At 53.2% G+C, this 17,283-nt stretch carries 17 protein-coding genes; 8 read left to right on the forward strand and 9 right to left on the reverse strand.

The window, feature by feature from the left end:
• Positions 1-219 precede the first annotated feature (219 nt).
• From rseC to rseD, 5 genes are read right to left on the reverse strand one after another with little or no spacing between them, the layout of a single operon-like run.
• Entirely contained in the window at positions 220-699 is a 480-nt protein-coding gene (gene rseC / locus OGX84_RS12725) for a SoxR-reducing system protein RseC (protein WP_012131211.1), read from the reverse strand.
• A complete protein-coding gene (rseB, locus tag OGX84_RS12730; RefSeq protein ID WP_012131210.1) occupies positions 696-1,652 on the reverse strand; it encodes a sigma-E factor regulatory protein RseB in 957 nt (318 codons plus the stop codon). Before rseB ends, rseC begins: the two co-directional genes overlap by 4 nt.
• The gene (gene rseA / locus OGX84_RS12735) at positions 1,652-2,302 is read right to left on the reverse strand and encodes an anti-sigma-E factor RseA (protein WP_047461936.1); all 651 of its coding nucleotides are present in this window, start codon (positions 2,300-2,302) and stop codon (positions 1,652-1,654) included. The genes rseB and rseA overlap by 1 nt, the downstream gene beginning before the upstream one ends.
• A 31-nt stretch (positions 2,303-2,333) precedes the next feature.
• Entirely contained in the window at positions 2,334-2,909 is a 576-nt protein-coding gene (rpoE, locus tag OGX84_RS12740; protein ID WP_006176728.1) for an RNA polymerase sigma factor RpoE, read from the reverse strand.
• On the reverse strand, positions 2,906-3,061 hold the full coding sequence (rseD, locus tag OGX84_RS12745; protein ID WP_123907454.1) for a rpoE leader peptide RseD: 156 nt from the start codon (positions 3,059-3,061) through the stop codon (positions 2,906-2,908). The genes rpoE and rseD overlap by 4 nt, the downstream gene beginning before the upstream one ends.
• A gap of 273 nt (positions 3,062-3,334) precedes the next feature.
• Here rseD and nadB point away from each other — a divergent pair, with 273 nt between their 5' ends.
• Positions 3,335-4,957, forward strand: a complete 1,623-nt coding sequence (nadB, locus tag OGX84_RS12750; RefSeq protein WP_049009471.1) for an L-aspartate oxidase — start codon at positions 3,335-3,337, stop codon at positions 4,955-4,957.
• Here the strand turns inward: nadB and trmN are convergent.
• Complete coding sequence (gene trmN / locus OGX84_RS12755; protein ID WP_286458050.1) at positions 4,942-5,679, reverse strand: tRNA(1)(Val) (adenine(37)-N(6))-methyltransferase TrmN; 738 nt, start codon at positions 5,677-5,679, stop codon at positions 4,942-4,944. The two genes, nadB and trmN, sit on opposite strands and share 16 nt — an antisense overlap.
• A 131-nt stretch (positions 5,680-5,810) precedes the next feature.
• Here trmN and srmB point away from each other — a divergent pair, with 131 nt between their 5' ends.
• Positions 5,811-7,148 (forward strand): ATP-dependent RNA helicase SrmB, encoded by a 1,338-nt coding sequence (gene srmB, locus OGX84_RS12760; protein WP_012131206.1) that lies wholly within the window; start codon positions 5,811-5,813, stop codon positions 7,146-7,148.
• Between the two features lie 46 nt (positions 7,149-7,194).
• On the opposite strand, the gene grcA is transcribed toward srmB, so the two are convergent.
• Positions 7,195-7,578: an autonomous glycyl radical cofactor GrcA gene (gene grcA, locus OGX84_RS12765; RefSeq protein ID WP_012131205.1), complete on the reverse strand. Its 384-nt coding sequence runs from the start codon at positions 7,576-7,578 to the stop codon at positions 7,195-7,197.
• Positions 7,579-7,896: 318 nt separating this feature from the next.
• Here grcA and ung point away from each other — a divergent pair, with 318 nt between their 5' ends.
• A complete protein-coding gene (gene ung, locus OGX84_RS12770; RefSeq protein ID WP_047461918.1) occupies positions 7,897-8,586 on the forward strand; it encodes a uracil-DNA glycosylase in 690 nt (229 codons plus the stop codon).
• Positions 8,587-8,749: 163 nt separating this feature from the next.
• Here ung and OGX84_RS12775 read toward each other — a convergent pair whose 3' ends face one another.
• Positions 8,750-9,796, reverse strand: coding sequence for a tRNA/rRNA methyltransferase (locus OGX84_RS12775; protein WP_012131203.1), 1,047 nt, complete (start codon positions 9,794-9,796; stop codon positions 8,750-8,752).
• A gap of 208 nt (positions 9,797-10,004) precedes the next feature.
• Here OGX84_RS12775 and trxC point away from each other — a divergent pair, with 208 nt between their 5' ends.
• The 5 genes from trxC to OGX84_RS12805 all read left to right on the forward strand — a co-directional run bounded on the left by trxC (position 10,005) and on the right by OGX84_RS12805 (position 15,730).
• Positions 10,005-10,424 (forward strand): thioredoxin TrxC, encoded by a 420-nt coding sequence (trxC, locus tag OGX84_RS12780; RefSeq protein WP_047461913.1) that lies wholly within the window; start codon positions 10,005-10,007, stop codon positions 10,422-10,424.
• A 69-nt stretch (positions 10,425-10,493) separates the two neighbouring features.
• Positions 10,494-11,192, forward strand: a complete 699-nt coding sequence (gene tapT, locus OGX84_RS12785) for a tRNA-uridine aminocarboxypropyltransferase (protein ID WP_049008797.1) — start codon at positions 10,494-10,496, stop codon at positions 11,190-11,192.
• 35 nt (positions 11,193-11,227) lie between these two features.
• Positions 11,228-13,888: a bifunctional acetate--CoA ligase family protein/GNAT family N-acetyltransferase gene (locus OGX84_RS12790; protein WP_112001750.1), complete on the forward strand. Its 2,661-nt coding sequence runs from the start codon at positions 11,228-11,230 to the stop codon at positions 13,886-13,888.
• A 114-nt stretch (positions 13,889-14,002) separates the two neighbouring features.
• Positions 14,003-15,358 carry a CDP-diacylglycerol--serine O-phosphatidyltransferase gene (gene pssA, locus OGX84_RS12800; protein ID WP_112001748.1) on the forward strand — a complete coding sequence of 452 codons (1,356 nt, stop codon included), beginning with the start codon at positions 14,003-14,005 and terminating at the stop codon, positions 15,356-15,358.
• Positions 15,359-15,406: 48 nt separating this feature from the next.
• Positions 15,407-15,730: a YfiM family lipoprotein gene (locus OGX84_RS12805; RefSeq protein ID WP_058669113.1), complete on the forward strand. Its 324-nt coding sequence runs from the start codon at positions 15,407-15,409 to the stop codon at positions 15,728-15,730.
• On the opposite strand, the gene OGX84_RS12810 is transcribed toward OGX84_RS12805, so the two are convergent.
• On the reverse strand, positions 15,727-17,025 hold the full coding sequence (locus OGX84_RS12810; protein WP_047461905.1) for an MFS transporter: 1,299 nt from the start codon (positions 17,023-17,025) through the stop codon (positions 15,727-15,729). The two genes, OGX84_RS12805 and OGX84_RS12810, sit on opposite strands and share 4 nt — an antisense overlap.
• Positions 17,026-17,283 lie beyond the last annotated feature (258 nt).

Raw genomic sequence — 17,283 nt, forward strand, 5'->3', positions numbered from 1 at the left:
TAACGTCTGTTTAACTGAAACGCCGCATTCTACACTACAACACTGAGGCGAGGAAATGTTCATACAGCAAGGATAGCGGGAACCGGAAACGGCATCGCTTTTCTGATGTAAAACGTCGTAAGGGAAGCATGATGCCCGATAGCGCGAGCTTATCGGGCCTGGAGAGTCTGCTTATCGTTCCCAGGCCGGATCAGGCGAAGCCGCCATCCGGCAAAAATATCACGGGTTCGTTTCGGAAGATGGTGTTTCAACGCGGACCAGACCGGGAGGAAGAGCAACGTTAAGAATGACCGGCTGCCAGGCCTCGCGTTCAGCCAGTTTACGCGAGTAGCCGCGCGCAATCAGAAAACCCCCGACGCCGCCCAGCACCGCGCCGCTCAACGCGGCAATATCAGAACCAAACAGTACCTGGAACAACGCCGCGAAGATAAACAGCCCAACCAGCGGCGACAGGTAAACCAGCATTGCTGACCCCAGCAGGCTGCCTTCGGCAATGCCCAGTTCCACTTTTTGACCAGGCGCCAGCGGTTCGGCACTTGGCACCACAATGGTATGTGTGGTTTGCGGCCCGAGTTTATTCAGCACGCGACTGCCACATCCGGCCCGTGAGGCGCAACTGCTGCACGATGCTTTGACGTCGCAGCTCACCAGTGCCTGGCCATTTTGCCAGGAGACAACGGTCGCCCACTCTTTAATCATTGTGCCGCCCCGAACTTAATATTGTCCGCAATGCGTTTCGCGGTTTGCGGCGGAAGCTCGCCGACAATCGTAATTTCAGCGTTTTCACGCACGCTGGTGCTGACCGTTCTGCGCCCGGTTCGCAGCATCTGATCGGTGCTGTTCTGCGTCGCACGATTCACGTTCACAGAGAAACTGAACAGGCCGTCAGAATAGAGGCGTGACTCGATAGGCAGATTATCCATTGTAGGCAGCGGACGTCGGCTGCTGGAGACTTCGCTAAACCCTTGCGGCAGCCACGTCGGGCTCCAGTTGAACTTCGCCTTTTCCCCCACAGGAACAGAGAGCAATGGCGGCAGATTCGCTTTCGCCAGCATCTGCATGCTATTACCAACATCCTGATTCACGGCGAAGGAAATCACGCGGAACTGCTCCAGCGTTTCACCATCCCGGTCAAGGAGGTCCACCCGCATCGGCAGCTTTGTTTCGGTATCCAGCCATACGATATAGCTGTAACGGGTACCGTCGCGCGCGACAACACGAATGACTTCACACAGCCTGTCGGCAATGCGGGTGCGGCCTACGGAAATAAAGTCATACCAGGGAGAAAGACGTTTAAAGTCGGCATAGATAAGGGACGGCAGAGAATCGACAATATAGTCGCCGTTCAGGGTGAACGGTTCGAGCCCAGGTTCGAAGTAGCTGATTTCGTTACCACGCTGCACCACTTCCCGGCGCGGGCCATCCATTTGCAACAGTTGTGCAAGAGGACGATTGTCCAGGCGTGCATGTCGATAACGCAGAGACTCAACGCCTTGTTTATTGATGCTGACGAATGACAGCTCGTAATTCAGTGACTGGCTGGCCAGATTCATCTGCTGCAATAACGCCCCGGACGCAGTATTGGCCGAGGCGTTAACAGAGAAGAACAGGCTACCCGCCACAAGTGACATGGCAAACCAAAGTTGCTTCATTACTGCGATTGCGTTCCTAAAGTTTGAATTCCTGGCACCTGTACAGCGGCTTGCTGTGTTTGCGCCTGCTCAAACTGAAGCTGTTCGGAGTGCAGTCGGCGTTGCAGTTCGTAATCCTGCAACATGGCATTAATGCGACGACGCTGCTCCTGCACCTGCTGTTGCTGACCGCCGTTAGCCGTCGCGTCAGAAGGTACTCCCAGGCTCACCGGACTGGCTTTGCCCATCATCGGTAATGTATTGAATACCGGCGTTTCGGGCTGCTGGGACGTTTCAGATTGTCCATTATAGTGCTGGACGCCAACAATAACTGCAAGTGATACGCATGCAGCCACACCCATTTGAGTGAGCTGCGCCGCCCACGGACGCATTTTCTGCCAGAATGGCATTTTCTGCCACTGGTGCGGTGCGGGCTGGGCCTCAGGAATCAGCGGCGCCGTCTGGCGTACCGGCTCATTTTCGATGGCGGCCATTACGCGGGCGGAAATATCGAAATGGAGAACGTCAGCGGTATCACCCCGCATGGAATCGCGGATCAGGTGATAACTCTCCCATGTTTTTTGCATTTCCGGGTCGTGAGCCAGTTCTTTCAGCAGCTCACTGTCCAGCGTTTCGCCATCCATTAAAGCGGAAAGTTTTTCTTTCTGCATGCCTAATACCTTTTCCAGTATCCCGCTATCGTCAACGCCTGATAAGCGGTTGAACTTTATTATCAATAGCTTCCCGCGCACGGAAGATACGTGAACGCACCGTACCCACCGGACAATCCATGATAGCGGCTATCTCTTCATAGCTCAGGCCATCCAGCTCCCGCAAGGTTATTGCCATGCGTAAATCCTCGGGGAGGGACTCAATAGTTCGGAAAACTATCTGTCTCAGCTCTTCTGACAACATTAAGTTCTCAGGGTTCGAAATTTCTTTCAATGCGCCGCCACTTTCGAAGTTTTCTGCGTCAATCGCATCAACATCGCTGGAAGGCGGCCTGCGTCCCTGAGCAACCAGGTAATTCTTCGCCGTATTGACGGCAATACGGTACAACCAGGTATAAAAAGCGCTATCCCCCCGGAAAGAATCCAGCGCGCGATAGGCCTTAATAAATGACTCTTGCACCACATCGGGAACATCGCCCGACGGTACATAGCGGGAAACCAGGCTCGCCACTTTATGCTGGTAGCGCACTACCAGTAAGTTAAAGGCTTTCTGATCTCCCTTCTGGACCCGTTCAACCAGGACCTGGTCCGTTAACTGCTCGCTCATCCGAGGTAAAGTCTCCCCAAACCAAATTTCCACGCGCTCTCGAAACGCCACTCCATAAACTGCACTATGAGCAAGCAACAGCTTAGAGTGTCTCTTTTTCGTAAAGTTCCGTTACGCATCTGTTTTTGTTTGTCATGTTGTAGACAGATCATTATCTCTCATTATAAGTCTACAGAGTCTGAACAACGCACTATCTGTATAGAAATGCCCTTTTAGCCGCTTGAAGAGTAACCCAACAGCCACTTTATTTCATCACATAATCTGGCGCTAACGGCCTGCTTCGCAAAATATTTTCTTTGTTTTACTTCCCCTTGAATTTTCCTTTAATGTTTAGCCATTGCAACACATTCAAAAATAAAACGTGCTGTATCGCGCAGTATGGTGCTATGCTGCCCAAACACTGTTTAGTAAATTAAACAAACGCTATGACTACGACTCCTGAACTTTCCTGTGACGTGCTGATTATTGGCAGCGGTGCTGCCGGACTCTCTCTGGCGCTGCGCCTGGCTGAAAAACATCAGGTGATTGTCCTGAGTAAAGGCCCGGTGAGCGAAGGCTCAACGTTTTATGCTCAGGGCGGTATTGCCGCCGTTTTCGACGAGACGGACAGTATCGATTCGCATGTTGAAGATACGCTGATCGCCGGGGCCGGTATTTGCGATCGCCACGCGGTGGAGTTTGTCGCCAGCAATGCCCGCTCTTGCGTACAGTGGCTTATCGATCAGGGTGTATTATTTGACACCCAGGTGCAACCGAACGGGGAAGAGAGCTACCATCTGACCCGTGAAGGCGGCCATAGCCATCGCCGTATCCTGCATGCGGCTGACGCCACCGGCAAAGAAGTGGAAACTACCCTGGTCAGCAAGGCGCAGAACCATCCGAATATTCGCGTACTGGAGCGGAGTAACGCCGTCGATCTGATCATCTCCGATAAAATCGGCCTGCCAGGAACACGCCGCGTCGTCGGCGCCTGGATCTGGAATCGGAATAAAGAGTCGGTCGAAACATGCCACGCGAAGTCAGTCGTTCTGGCGACAGGCGGGGCATCGAAAGTGTATCAGTACACCACCAACCCGGACATCTCTTCCGGCGACGGTATCGCGATGGCCTGGCGCGCCGGGTGCCGCGTCGCGAATCTTGAATTTAATCAGTTCCACCCTACCGCGCTGTATCATCCTCAGGCACGAAACTTTCTGCTGACGGAAGCTCTGCGTGGCGAAGGGGCGCATCTCAAGCGCCCGGACGGCACGCGCTTTATGCCTGATTTTGATGAGCGTGGCGAACTGGCTCCGCGCGATATCGTCGCTCGCGCCATTGACCACGAAATGAAGCGTCTCGGCGCAGACTGCATGTTCCTCGACATCAGCCATAAACCGGAAGCGTTTGTCCGTCAGCACTTCCCAATGATTTATGAAAAATTGCTGGGGTTGGGAATCGATCTGACTAAAGAGCCGGTTCCGGTCGTACCTGCCGCCCACTACACCTGCGGCGGCGTGATGGTCGACGATTTTGGACGAACCGATGTGGACGGTCTGTATGCCATTGGCGAAGTAAGCTATACCGGCCTGCACGGTGCGAATCGCATGGCGTCCAATTCCCTGTTGGAGTGTCTGGTGTATGGCTGGTCAGCGGCAGAGGATATCGACAGACGTATGCCGTATGCCCGTAGCGTTAGCACGCTTCCGGCCTGGGATGAAAGTCGCGTTGAAAACCCGGATGAGCTGGTCGTGATCCAGCATAACTGGCATGAGCTACGTCTGTTTATGTGGGACTATGTCGGCATTGTGCGCACCACCAAACGTCTGGAGCGCGCCCTGCGACGCATTACGATGCTGCAACAGGAAATCGACGAATATTACGCTAACTTCCGCGTATCGAATAATCTGCTGGAGCTGCGCAACCTGGTGCAGGTCGCGGAACTGATTGTGCGCTGCGCGATGATGCGTAAAGAGAGCCGTGGCCTGCACTATACGCTGGATTACCCCGCATTGCTGCCGGAATCCGGCCCGTCGGTGCTTTCGCCGCTCAACGCTTACATGAACAAATAAAACGCCTGGGTCAGCGCCGTGTACCCTTCAGAGTAAAGCTGGTCTGGCCCACGAATCACCAGGCGATCGCTAAAGCATTCCCCCGTTCGCGGGGAAAATGCCAACAGTACCCGATGAGGCAATCGCGACTCCGTTTCGGCTACGTCGGTACGTAAACGCAAATGCCAGCCCATGCTTAACGCCTGCTGCGTGAAGGTGTTGCCAGTCTGTTCCGGCAGCACCACGCAGAAGAATCCCTCTTCCGTAATACATTCAGCCGCAGTGGTAAGTAATGCTTCGTGATCGAGCATGGTGGTATAACGCGCCTGCTCTCGCTGCGGCGTTGCGCATTCCACCCCTTGTTCATAATAAGGCGGGTTGCTGATGATAAGATCAAAGCGCGCGGTCTGGCGCGGCACCCACTGCCGGACATCTTCCGTATGCACCGTTATCCGCTGCGGCCACGGTGAGTGGGCGATATTCTCCTGCGCCTGCGTCGCCGCTTCGCTGTCCAGTTCAACGGCATCAATGGTGACGCTTTCGTCGGTACGCTGCGCCAACATCAGCGCCAGCAGACCGCTGCCGGTACCAATATCAAGGATCCGCGTTACGCCTGCGACTGGTGCCCATGCTCCCAATAAAATACCATCAGTACCGACTTTCATCGCGCAGCGATCGTGCGCCACAAAAAACTGCTTAAAGGTAAATCCATTACGACGAAGTGTGGATGTAGACTGGGACATGAAAGAACAACCTTCCTGGAAAAACGGCAATAGCGTAGGGTGAAAACAATACCTGAGAAGCGATATCCATACAAACAGATGAAGATTGCAGCCGTAACGTCTATAATCAGCGCCCCACACAGAGGTAGAACATGACTGTAACGACTTTTTCCGAACTTGAACTCGATGAAAGCCTGCTGGATGCCCTCCAGGATAAAGGCTTTACTCGCCCGACCGCCATTCAGGCTGCCGCCATTCCGCCTGCGCTCGATGGGCGTGATGTACTCGGTTCTGCGCCGACAGGCACCGGTAAAACGGCGGCATACCTGCTGCCAGCGTTGCAGCACCTGCTCGACTTCCCGCGTAAAAAATCCGGTCCGCCGCGTATTCTGATCCTTACGCCGACCCGCGAACTGGCGATGCAGGTTGCCGATCACGCCCGTGAACTGGCGAAACACACCCATCTGGATATTGCGACAATCACCGGCGGCGTGGCTTATATGAACCATGCCGAGGTGTTCAGCGAGAACCAGGATATTGTGGTCGCCACCACGGGTCGCCTGCTGCAATATATTAAAGAAGAAAACTTTGACTGCCGCGCGGTTGAAACGCTGATTCTTGATGAAGCCGACCGTATGCTGGACATGGGCTTCGCCCAGGATATCGAGCATATCGCAGGTGAAACCCGCTGGCGCAAACAGACCATGCTGTTCTCCGCTACGCTGGAAGGCGGCGCGATTAACGATTTTGCTGAACGTCTGCTGGAAGATCCGGTTGAGGTCTCAGCGACCCCGTCTACCCGCGAACGCAAAAAGATTCATCAATGGTACTACCGTGCTGATGATATTCAGCACAAAACCGCTTTGCTGGTACACCTGTTAAAACAACCTGAAGCCACCCGTTCTATCGTCTTCGTGCGTAAACGTGAGCGTGTACATGAGCTGGCAGGCTGGCTGCGCGAAGCAGGCATCAATAACTGCTATCTCGAAGGCGAGATGGTACAGGGTAAGCGTAACGAAGCGATCAAACGCCTGACCGATGGCCGCGTGAACGTGCTGATCGCGACCGACGTCGCCGCTCGCGGGATTGATATCCCTGATGTAAGCCATGTTTTTAACTTCGATATGCCACGCAGCAGCGATACCTATCTGCACCGTATCGGCCGTACCGGACGTGCAGGGCGTAAAGGAACGGCGATTTCCCTGGTAGAAGCGCATGACCATCTGCTGCTGGGAAAAGTGGGTCGCTATATTGAAGAGACGCTAAAAGCGCGCGTCATTGATGAATTGCGTCCAACCACTCGTGCGCCGAGCGAAAAACTGACCGGCAAGCCGTCCAAGAAAGTGCTGGCTAAACGTGCTGAGAAGAAAAAACAAGAAAAAGAGAAGCCGCGCGTGAAGAAACGTCACCGTGATACCAAAAACATTGGTAAACGCCGCAAGCCTGCTGGTACGGGTACGGACGCGCAGAAGCAGTCCAACGAAGAGTAAAAAAAACGCCGGGGCTAACCCGGCGTTTTTATGTTATCAGTCAGCCTTACAGGCTTTCAGTAAAGGTACGAGCGATAACGTCGCGCTGCTGTTCCGGCGTCAGGGAGTTAAAACGCACGGCATAGCCAGAAACACGGATGGTCAGCTGCGGATATTTTTCCGGGTGCTTAACGGCATCTTCCAGCGTTTCGCGACGCAGAACGTTAACGTTCAGGTGCTGACCACCTTCAACGCGAACTTCCGGTTTTACTTCCATCGGAATTTCACGGTATTCGATTTCACCCAGTTTGTTCACTGCAACCACTTCATCTTCGGCAAAACCGGCTTTCGCCGCGATGCAACGAGCTTCGCCTTTTTCGCTGTCCAGCAACCAGAAAGAATTCAGCAGGTCGTCGTTAGCGGCTTTAGTAATCTGGATACCTGTAATCATGTGATGCCTCCCCGGCAAAAGTGTTTGATTATGATCGGCCTGTTCCCGGCCAATTGGTAAAACCATTGTTGCTTGAGTGTATATATACCCCTCACACACCCTTGATTCTTTGATTTAAATCAATAAAAACCACACCACAAAGAGGGTGTTGCATGGAATTTATTGTTTTACATCAACTTACGCCACGTCCACACATAAACTTTTTACATAAATTTTCAACTATCTTTAAGGGGTAGCCGGGTTTGTGACGCACGCGATTTTGCACCATAGAAAGAAGCAGTTAAGCTATGCAAATTGAAAAATTCGCAGGAGAGCGAGATGGCCACCGATTTAACCTGGCACGATGTGCTGGCAGATGAGAAGCAGCAGCCCTATTTTGTTAACACACTCCATACCGTTGCGGGCGAACGTCAGTCAGGAATGACAGTCTATCCTCCACAGAAGGATGTATTTAACGCGTTTCGCTTCACTGAACTCGGTGATGTCAAAGTGGTGATTCTGGGGCAAGACCCTTATCACGGCCCTGGGCAGGCGCATGGTCTGGCGTTTTCTGTTCGTCCGGGTATTGCCACACCGCCTTCTCTGCTGAACATGTATAAAGAACTGGAAACGTCCATACCGGGCTTTACCCGCCCTGCTCATGGGTATCTGGAGAGCTGGGCGCGTCAGGGGGTATTGTTATTAAATACCGTGCTGACCGTCCGCGCAGGCCAGGCGCATTCTCACGCCAGTTTGGGATGGGAAACCTTTACAGACAAAGTGATCAGCCTTGTTAACGAACATCGTGAAGGGGTTGTCTTTTTACTCTGGGGTTCGCACGCACAAAAGAAAGGGGCGATTATCGATCGCCAGCGCCATTACGTGTTGAGAGCGCCGCATCCGTCGCCGTTGTCGGCACATCGGGGATTCTTTGGCTGTAACCATTTTGTATTGGCGAATCAGTGGCTGGAGCAGCACGGCGAGAAGCCGATTGACTGGATGCCGGTATTACCGGCAGAGAGCGAATAAGTTTTTGCTTTGCGCCGGGTGGCGGCTTCGCCTTACCCGGCCTACGAATCATTACCATAGGCCTGATAAGCACAGCGCCATCAGGCGCTTACGCCGAGTACCCGGCCTACGAATCATTGCCGTAGGCCTGATAAGCGCAGCGCCATCAGGCACTTACACCTGATTATGCTTTATTCTGACGCCACCATTCGCCCAGCAATACGCCGGTTGCGACAGAGACGTTGAGGTTTTCAACATTTCCGGTGCCATCAATTTTCACGCACAGATCGCCAGGTTCACGCGCGGCTTCCGGCAGGGACTCCAGCTCACGCCCTAACACCAGCACCATTTTCGCTGGCAGCGCCGTACTAAACAACGGTTTGCCCTGATCGCTGGACGTGGTGACGATCGTATAACCCGCCTGACGGAAATCATCCAGCACATCCACAATGCTGTCGCCCGTGATCGGCTGAACATGCTCTGCGCCGCCTTCCGCCGTACGGATCGCCGCACCGGATTCAAGAAGCGCCGCGTCCTGTACCACCACGCCTTTTACGCCAAAGTGCGCACAGCTACGCATCATGCCGCCAAGGTTGTGCGGGTTAGCCACATCTTCCAGCGCCAGCACGCAATCCTGCGCGTCCGCCTGGCTTACCCACTGCTTAACGGTCGTACCGTTACGCTTTTTAATCAGGAAACAAACGCCGCCGTGGTGCTCAGTTCCAGAGGCTTTCGCCAGTTCAGCTTCATCCACAACGTGGTACGCTTTGCGGTTAGCCGCCATCCAGCGTAACGCTTCTTTAAAGCGAGGGGTCACGCTCTGAATGAACCATGCGCGAACAATCGCATCCGGGCGACTCTGGAACAGGGCCTGACAGGCGTTTTCGCCGTAGACACGGGTCTCTTCCGCACGCTGACGACGTAAAACTTCAGGGTCGATAAAACTTTTACCGCTGATTCCACCGTGATCGGCTTTCTCAGGCGTGTCATCGCCTGGCGCACGGGAAACGGTACGCCACGGTGAGTCTTCACGCTTACGATCGCGAATCTGACCGCTTCTTTCATCACGAGCATCGCGGGCGGGGCGACGGCCACCGTCAGTACGAGACTTTCCTGGACGACCTCCCCCTTTCCCGGTACGCGGGTTATGGGTGCGTTTATCAGAGTCATCATCACTGCGGACATACATCACTTTGACCTTGCCGCTTTTGTTCTTTAATTCATCGTTCATGCTTTTCTCCACCAGCGCTGCGCGAAGCGCGAAGATTACCCGATGTGCACCCGGTTAGCCATTATTTCATTTAAAAGCTAATGACTATTGTACTCATTGAATAAAACACATTGTTGTTTAAAACAGTCTCATCGATAATATGTAACATATTGGAAACATATCGGCGTGATTGCCGGAAAAGTCTACCCTACTCATCCAGAGGTTAGTTATGAATACCGTTTGTACCAGCTGCCAGGCAATCAACCGCATTCCCGATGATCGTATTCAGGATGCGGCAAAATGTGGACGCTGTGGTCACGACCTGTTCGATGGAGAGGTGATTAATGCGACCGGTGAAACGCTGGATAAGCTGCTGAAAGACGATCTCCCTGTGGTGGTCGATTTCTGGGCGCCGTGGTGCGGCCCATGCCGTAACTTTGCCCCGATTTTTGAAGATGTCGCGGAAGAGCGCAGCGGTAAGGTGCGTTTTGTGAAAGTTAACACAGAAGCGGAACGTGAACTCAGCGCCCGTTTCGGTATCCGCAGCATCCCGACCATCATGATCTTTAAGAACGGCGAAGTCATCGACATGTTAAATGGCGCGGTTCCTAAAGCGCCATTCGACAGCTGGCTGAACGAATCGCTGTAATCTCCACGGGGCGCATCTTGTGCCCCGTTTTCACCTCTGCGACAATAGCGTTTTTCACTGTATTCTTCCATGACTGATAACGCTGTTCTCCAGTTACGCGCCGAACGCCTCGCACGCGCCACGCGTCCTTTTCTTGCCAGAGGAAACCGCATTCGTCGCTGTCAGCGCTGTCTGCTCCCGTTGAAACTCTGCCTGTGCGATACCCTCTCGCCTTCTCAGGCGACAAGCCGTTTTTGTCTGGTGATGTTTGATACCGAGCCAATGAAACCCAGCAATACGGGGCGTCTGATTGCCGATATTCTGCCGGAAACAACGGCCTTTCAATGGTCGCGTACCGAACCGCCGCAGGCGCTGCTCGATCTGGTTAACAACCCGGATTATCAGCCGATGGTCGTATTCCCCGCCTCCTATGCCGGGGAAGAGCGCGAGGTCATTTTCACGCCACCAGCCGGAAAACCGCCGCTGTTTATCATGCTCGACGGCACCTGGCCGGAAGCGCGCAAAATGTTCCGTAAAAGCCCTTATCTCGATAACCTGCCGGTTATTTCCGTTGATTTATCGCGTCTTTCCGCCTATCACCTGCGAGAAGTTCATGCCGAAGGGCAGTATTGCACTGCCGAAGTGGCAATAGCGCTGCTGGATCTGGCGGGCGACACGGCTGCGGCAACCCATTTAGGCGATCACTTCTCACGCTTTAAAACGCGCTATCTGGCAGGAAAAACGCAACATCAGGGAAGCGTCACAACAGAAACAGCAGAAAGCGTTTAAAATCATTCGGTCACTTCTGCGTAAGGGAGACCGGCATGAGTCAGAGAGGACTGGAAGCACTACTGCGACCAAAATCGATAGCGGTGCTAGGGGCGTCGATGAAGCCCAATCGCGCAGGTTACCTGATGATGCGTAACCTGCTGGCAGGAGGCTTTAATGGCCCGGTATTACCTGTAACGCCCGCATGGAAAGCCGTCTTAGGCGTCCTGGCCTGGCCCGACGTCGCCAGTTTGCCTTTTACACCGGAGCTCGCCGTTCTGTGCACCAACGCCAGCCGTAATATCGCGTTGCTGGAGGCGCTGGGGGAAAAAGGCTGTAAAACCTGCATTATTTTGTCGGCGCCCGCAGCGCAGCACGCTGAACTTCTGGCATGTGCCCAACGCTATAAAATGCGGCTACTCGGCCCAAACAGCTTGGGTTTACTCGCCCCCTGGCAAGGGCTTAACGCCAGTTTCTCTCCGGTTCCGATCAAGCGTGGAAAACTCGCTTTTATTTCGCAATCCGCCGCCGTCTCCAATACGATTCTCGACTGGGCGCAACAGCGGGAGATGGGCTTTTCTTATTTTATCGCGCTTGGCGACAGTCTGGACATTGATGTTGATGAACTGCTGGATTATCTGGCGCGCGACAGCAAAACCAGCGCCATTTTGCTCTATCTCGAACATCTGAGCGACGCGCGACGCTTTGTCTCCGCCGCCCGTAGCGCGTCACGAAATAAACCCATTCTGGTGATTAAAAGCGGTCGCAGCCCGGCGGCGCAACGTTTGTTAAATACCAGTGTCGGCATGGACCCGGCATGGGATGCCGCCATCCAGCGTGCGGGGCTTTTACGCGTGCAGGATACTCACGAACTCTTCTCGGCGGTCGAAACGCTGAGTCATATGCGGCCATTACGTGGCGACAGGTTGATGATCATCAGCAATGGCGCTGCGCCCGCCGCGCTGGCGCTGGATGAGCTGTGGTCGCGCAACGGCAAGCTCGCCACCCTGAGCGAAGAGACCCGACTTAAGCTAAGCGAAGCGCTACCTGCTCACGTCGATATCGCCAACCCGCTGGATTTGCGTGATGATGCCAGCTGTGAACACTACGTCAAAACGCTGAATATCTTACTCGCCAGCCAGGATTTTGATGCGCTGATGGTGATCCACTCACCCAGCGCCGCCGCACCAGGCACCGAGAGCGCACACGCGCTCATTGAAGCGGTAAAACATCATCCCAGAGGGAAATTCGTCACCTTACTCACCAACTGGTGCGGCGAGTTTTCCTCTCAGGAAGCCCGCAAAATGTTCAGTGAAGCGGGATTACCTACCTATCGAACACCGGAAGGCACCATCACTGCCTTTATGCACATGGTGGAATACCGGCGTAACCAGAAGCAATTACGGGAAACCCCGGTGTTGCCAGACAACCTGACCTCAGACACGGCTCAAGCGCATAACCTGTTACAGCAGGCGATTGCAGAGGGCGCAACGTCGCTGGATACCCATGAAGTTCAGCCTATCTTGCAGGCGTATGGGTTACACACGCTTCCTACCTGGATTGCTGGCGACAGCGCGGAAGCTGTGCATATCGCCGAGCAAATTGGCTATCCGGTAGCATTAAAACTGCGTTCGCCGGATATTCCGCATAAATCGGAAGTTCAGGGGGTAATGCTCTATCTGCGCACGGCAACGGAAGTTCAGCAAGCCGCGAATGCCATTTTCGATCGTGTAAAAATGGCCTGGCCCCAGGCGCGCATTCACGGTCTGTTAGTCCAGAGTATGGCGAACCGTGCCGGCGCGCAGGAACTTCGCGTCGTCGTCGAACACGACCCGGTCTTTGGGCCGCTGATTATGCTTGGCGAAGGCGGCGTAGAGTGGCGACCCGAAGAACAGGCCGTCGTCGCGCTGCCGCCGTTAAACATGAATCTGGCGCGCTATTTGGTTATTCAGGGAATCAAAAGTAAAAAAATTCGTGGCCGGAGCGCGCTACGCCCGCTGGATATCACAGGGTTAAGCCAGTTGCTGGTACAGGTCTCGAACCTGATTGTCGATTGCCCGGAAATTCAGCGTCTGGATATCCATCCCCTGCTGGCTTCTGCTGGCGAGTTTACCGCGCTGGACGTCACGCTGGATATCACCCCTTATGATGGCGACAACGAGAGCCGACTCGCTATTCGCCCCTATCCGCAGCAGCTTGAAGAGTGGGTTGAGATGAAAAACGGCGAACATTGCCTGTTTCGCCCTATCCTGCCGGAAGATGAGCCTTATCTACAGCAGTTCATTTCTCAGGTGACAAAAGAGGATTTGTATTACCGTTATTTTAGCGAGATCAATGAATTTACTCATGAAGATTTAGCCAACATGACGCAGATCGACTACGATCGGGAAATGGCATTTGTTGCCGTGCGCCGTATTGATCAAACTGAAGAGATCCTCGGGGTAACGCGCGCGATCTCCGACCCGGATAACATTGATGCGGAATTTGCCGTGCTGGTTCGCTCAGATCTCAAAGGGTTAGGATTAGGCCGGCGATTAATGGAAAAATTGATTGCTTATACCCGAGATCACGGACTGAGACGTCTGAATGGCATTACGATGCCAAACAATCGCGGCATGGTGGCACTGGCCCGAAAGCTCGGGTTTGATGTTGATATCCAGCTCGAAGAGGGGATTGTTGGGCTGACGCTGAATCTGGCCCAATACGAGGAATCGTGAGTAAGGTACTGGAAATGTTGACCACTTTAACGGGTACTGGTGTTATCATTGCTCGCTTATGTCGTCTGCATAGCACAGAGGACCCTTCAATGAACAGAGAAGAAATGCACTGTGATGTTGTCAAAATTTAAGCGTAATAAACATCAACAACACCTTGCCCAACTACCTAAGATCTCTCAGCCAGTTGATGATGTAGATTTCTTTTATGCTCCCGCTAATTTCAGGGAGACTCTGCTGGAGAAGATAGCCAGCGCGACGCAGCGTATTTGCATTATTGCCCTGTATCTTGAACAGGATGACGGCGGCAAGGGCATACTCGACGCGCTCTATGAGGCTAAACAGCAGCGTCCTGAGCTGGATGTTCGGGTACTTGTCGACTGGCACCGCGCTCAGCGTGGACGTATTGGCGCAGCCGCGTCTAATACCAACGCTGACTGGTATTGCCGAATGGCGCAAGAAAACCCAGGCATCGATATTCCTGTCTACGGCGTGCCGATTAACACGCGTGAAGCGCTTGGCGTACTGCATTTTAAAGGCTTTATCATTGATGATAGCGTCCTTTACAGCGGCGCCAGCCTGAACGACGTCTATCTGCATCAGCATGATAAATATCGTTATGATCGTTACCAGTTGATTCGTAATGCAAAGATGGCCGACATCATGTATGAGTGGGTCACGCAGAATCTGCTTAACGGTCGCGGCGTAAATCGCCTGGACAGTGCCCAGCGTCCGAAAAGCCCGGAGATTAAAAACGACATTCGTTTGTATCGCCAGGAATTGCGCGATGCGTCATACCATTTCCAGGGCGATGCCGACAACGAGCAACTTTCCGTTACACCACTGGTTGGGCTGGGAAAATCGAGCCTGCTGAATAAGACCATTTTCCATCTTATGCCCTGCGCAGAGCATAAGCTCACAATTTGCACACCTTATTTCAACTTGCCTGCGCTGTTGGTTCGTAACATCATCCAACTGCTGCGCGAAGGGAAAAAGGTTGAGATTATCGTGGGTGATAAAACCGCCAACGACTTTTATATCCCTGAGGATGAGCCGTTTAAAATCATCGGCGCGCTTCCCTATCTCTACGAGATTAACCTGCGTCGCTTCCTCAGCCGCTTGCAGTATTACGTCAACACCGATCAGCTCGTAGTGCGTTTGTGGAAAGATGACGACAATACTTATCACCTGAAAGGAATGTGGGTTGATGATAAGTGGATGCTGCTCACCGGGAACAACCTTAACCCACGAGCATGGCGTCTGGATCTGGAAAACGCAATTCTGATTCACGATCCAAAACAGGAACTTGCTCCCCAGAGAGAGAAAGAGCTGGAGCTTATCCGCACTCACACCACGGTTGTTAAGCATTACCGCGATCTACAAAGCATCGCTGACTATCCGGTCAAAGTCCGTAAGCTCATCCGCAGACTCCGTCGTATTCGAATCGACAGATTAATCAGCCGTATTCTGTAAATCAAAAAGCCCCGTCCCTGCGACGGGGTTTTTCCTGTGAGGGTCACGGTGCGTTTCCTTATACTTTTTAGCATGTTGTTGCTCTCAGGCTGTAGCCATATGTCCAATGACAGCTGGAGCGGGCAGGATAAAGCACAACACTTCATTGCATCAGCCATGCTTTCCGCCGCCGGGAATGAGTATGCCCGGCATCAGGGAATGAGCCACGATCGCAGTGCAACCGTTGGGCTGCTGTTCTCCATTAGTCTCGGTGCGTCAAAAGAGATGTGGGACAGCCGCCCCGGAGGGAGCGGCTGGAGCTGGAAAGATTTCGCCTGGGATGTCGCAGGCGCAACCACGGGTTACGCCGTCTGGCAAATGGCGCGGAACTAGAGACGTAACCCTTTTCCCTTGCGGTGCAGCATCAGCGACACCAGAAATGCCACGATAGCCATAATGGTCACATACCAGAAGAATGATGTCTCCATACCAACGGACTTCAGAGACAGCGCAACATATTCCGCAGAGCCGCCGAACAGCGCATTCGCCACCGCATAGGAAAGCCCTACCCCCAATGCCCGCACCTGGGCAGGAAACATTTCCGCCTTCAGGATCCCACTGATTGAGGTGTAGAAACTCACGATCAACAGGGCGCACATCACCAACCCAAAGGCTGCGTAAGGTGAAGTGACATTCTGTAATGCTGACAGAATAGGTACGGTAAATAGCGCAGCCAGAGCGCCAAAGCAGAGCATTGATGTCCGTCGGCCGATTTTATCTGAAAGAGCGCCAAACAGGGGTTGAATTAGCATGTAGACAAACAGCGCCGCCGTCATGATTCCGCTGGCGACATTGGCATGCATACCAGCGGTATTCACCAGATACTTCTGCATATAGGTTGTGAAGGTATAGAAACACAGCGAGCCCGCAGCGGTAAATCCCAGTACCATGATAAACGCTTTACGGTTACGCCATAGTCCTTTGAGCGATCCAGCCTCTTTCAGCGCGCGGGTTTCTTGTTTTGAGGTTTCATCCAACTGTCGACGCAACCAAAGCGCGACAACGGCCAGTACGGCGCCCAATGCAAAAGGAATACGCCATCCCCATTCTCTGAGGGAAGATTCCTCCAGCGTTTGCTGCAAGATAACCACAACCAGCAGTGCCAGTAACTGACCGCCGATCAGAGTGACATACTGGAACGATGCGTAAAAACCTTTGCGGCCTTCAACAGCTACCTCACTCATATAGGTCGCACTGGTTCCGTATTCTCCTCCAACAGACAGCCCCTGAAACAGACGAGCCAACAGCAGAAGAGCCGGAGCCCAGGTGCCGATCGTGGCATACCCCGGCAGGCAGGCAATGACTAACGAGCCCATACACATCATGCAAACAGAGAGAAGCATTGATTTCTTACGACCATGCTTATCGGCAATCCGACCAAAAAGCCAGCCGCCAATGGGACGCATCAGGAAGCCTGCGGCGAAAACTCCGGCGGTCTGTAAAAGCTGAGTAGTGGTATTTCCCGAAGGAAAAAAGATGTGCGCAAAGTAGAGAGAGCAGAAGGAATAGACATAGAAATCAAACCACTCGACCAGATTCCCTGATGATGCCCCCACAATTGCCCATACACGACGACGGGTGTCACTGCTTGCCAGCGACCCGTTTACAGTTACACTGCTTTCAGTCATTAGAAATATACTCCCGCCAAAGATCCACCCGAGCTCGTCGGTGCTTTTCACTGTCTTTTTTAGTGAATGAAATGTTATATAATTGTTATTATTTATTTTGTGACAGAGATCGATATTTTAGTTAGCAGGAAAACGATTTAGGAGTATACGGAGGGAATAGTCATCCGGCTGCCCCGGGCGCATGAACGCAAAAAGGCCATCCCTCAGGATGGCCTCTTCACTTTAATTAATGCCTGGCAGTTCCCTACTCTCGCATGG

The sequence above is a fragment of the Citrobacter sp. CK202 genome (genome assembly GCF_030333225.1).
Taxonomy (GTDB): domain Bacteria; phylum Pseudomonadota; class Gammaproteobacteria; order Enterobacterales; family Enterobacteriaceae; genus Citrobacter_B; species Citrobacter_B koseri.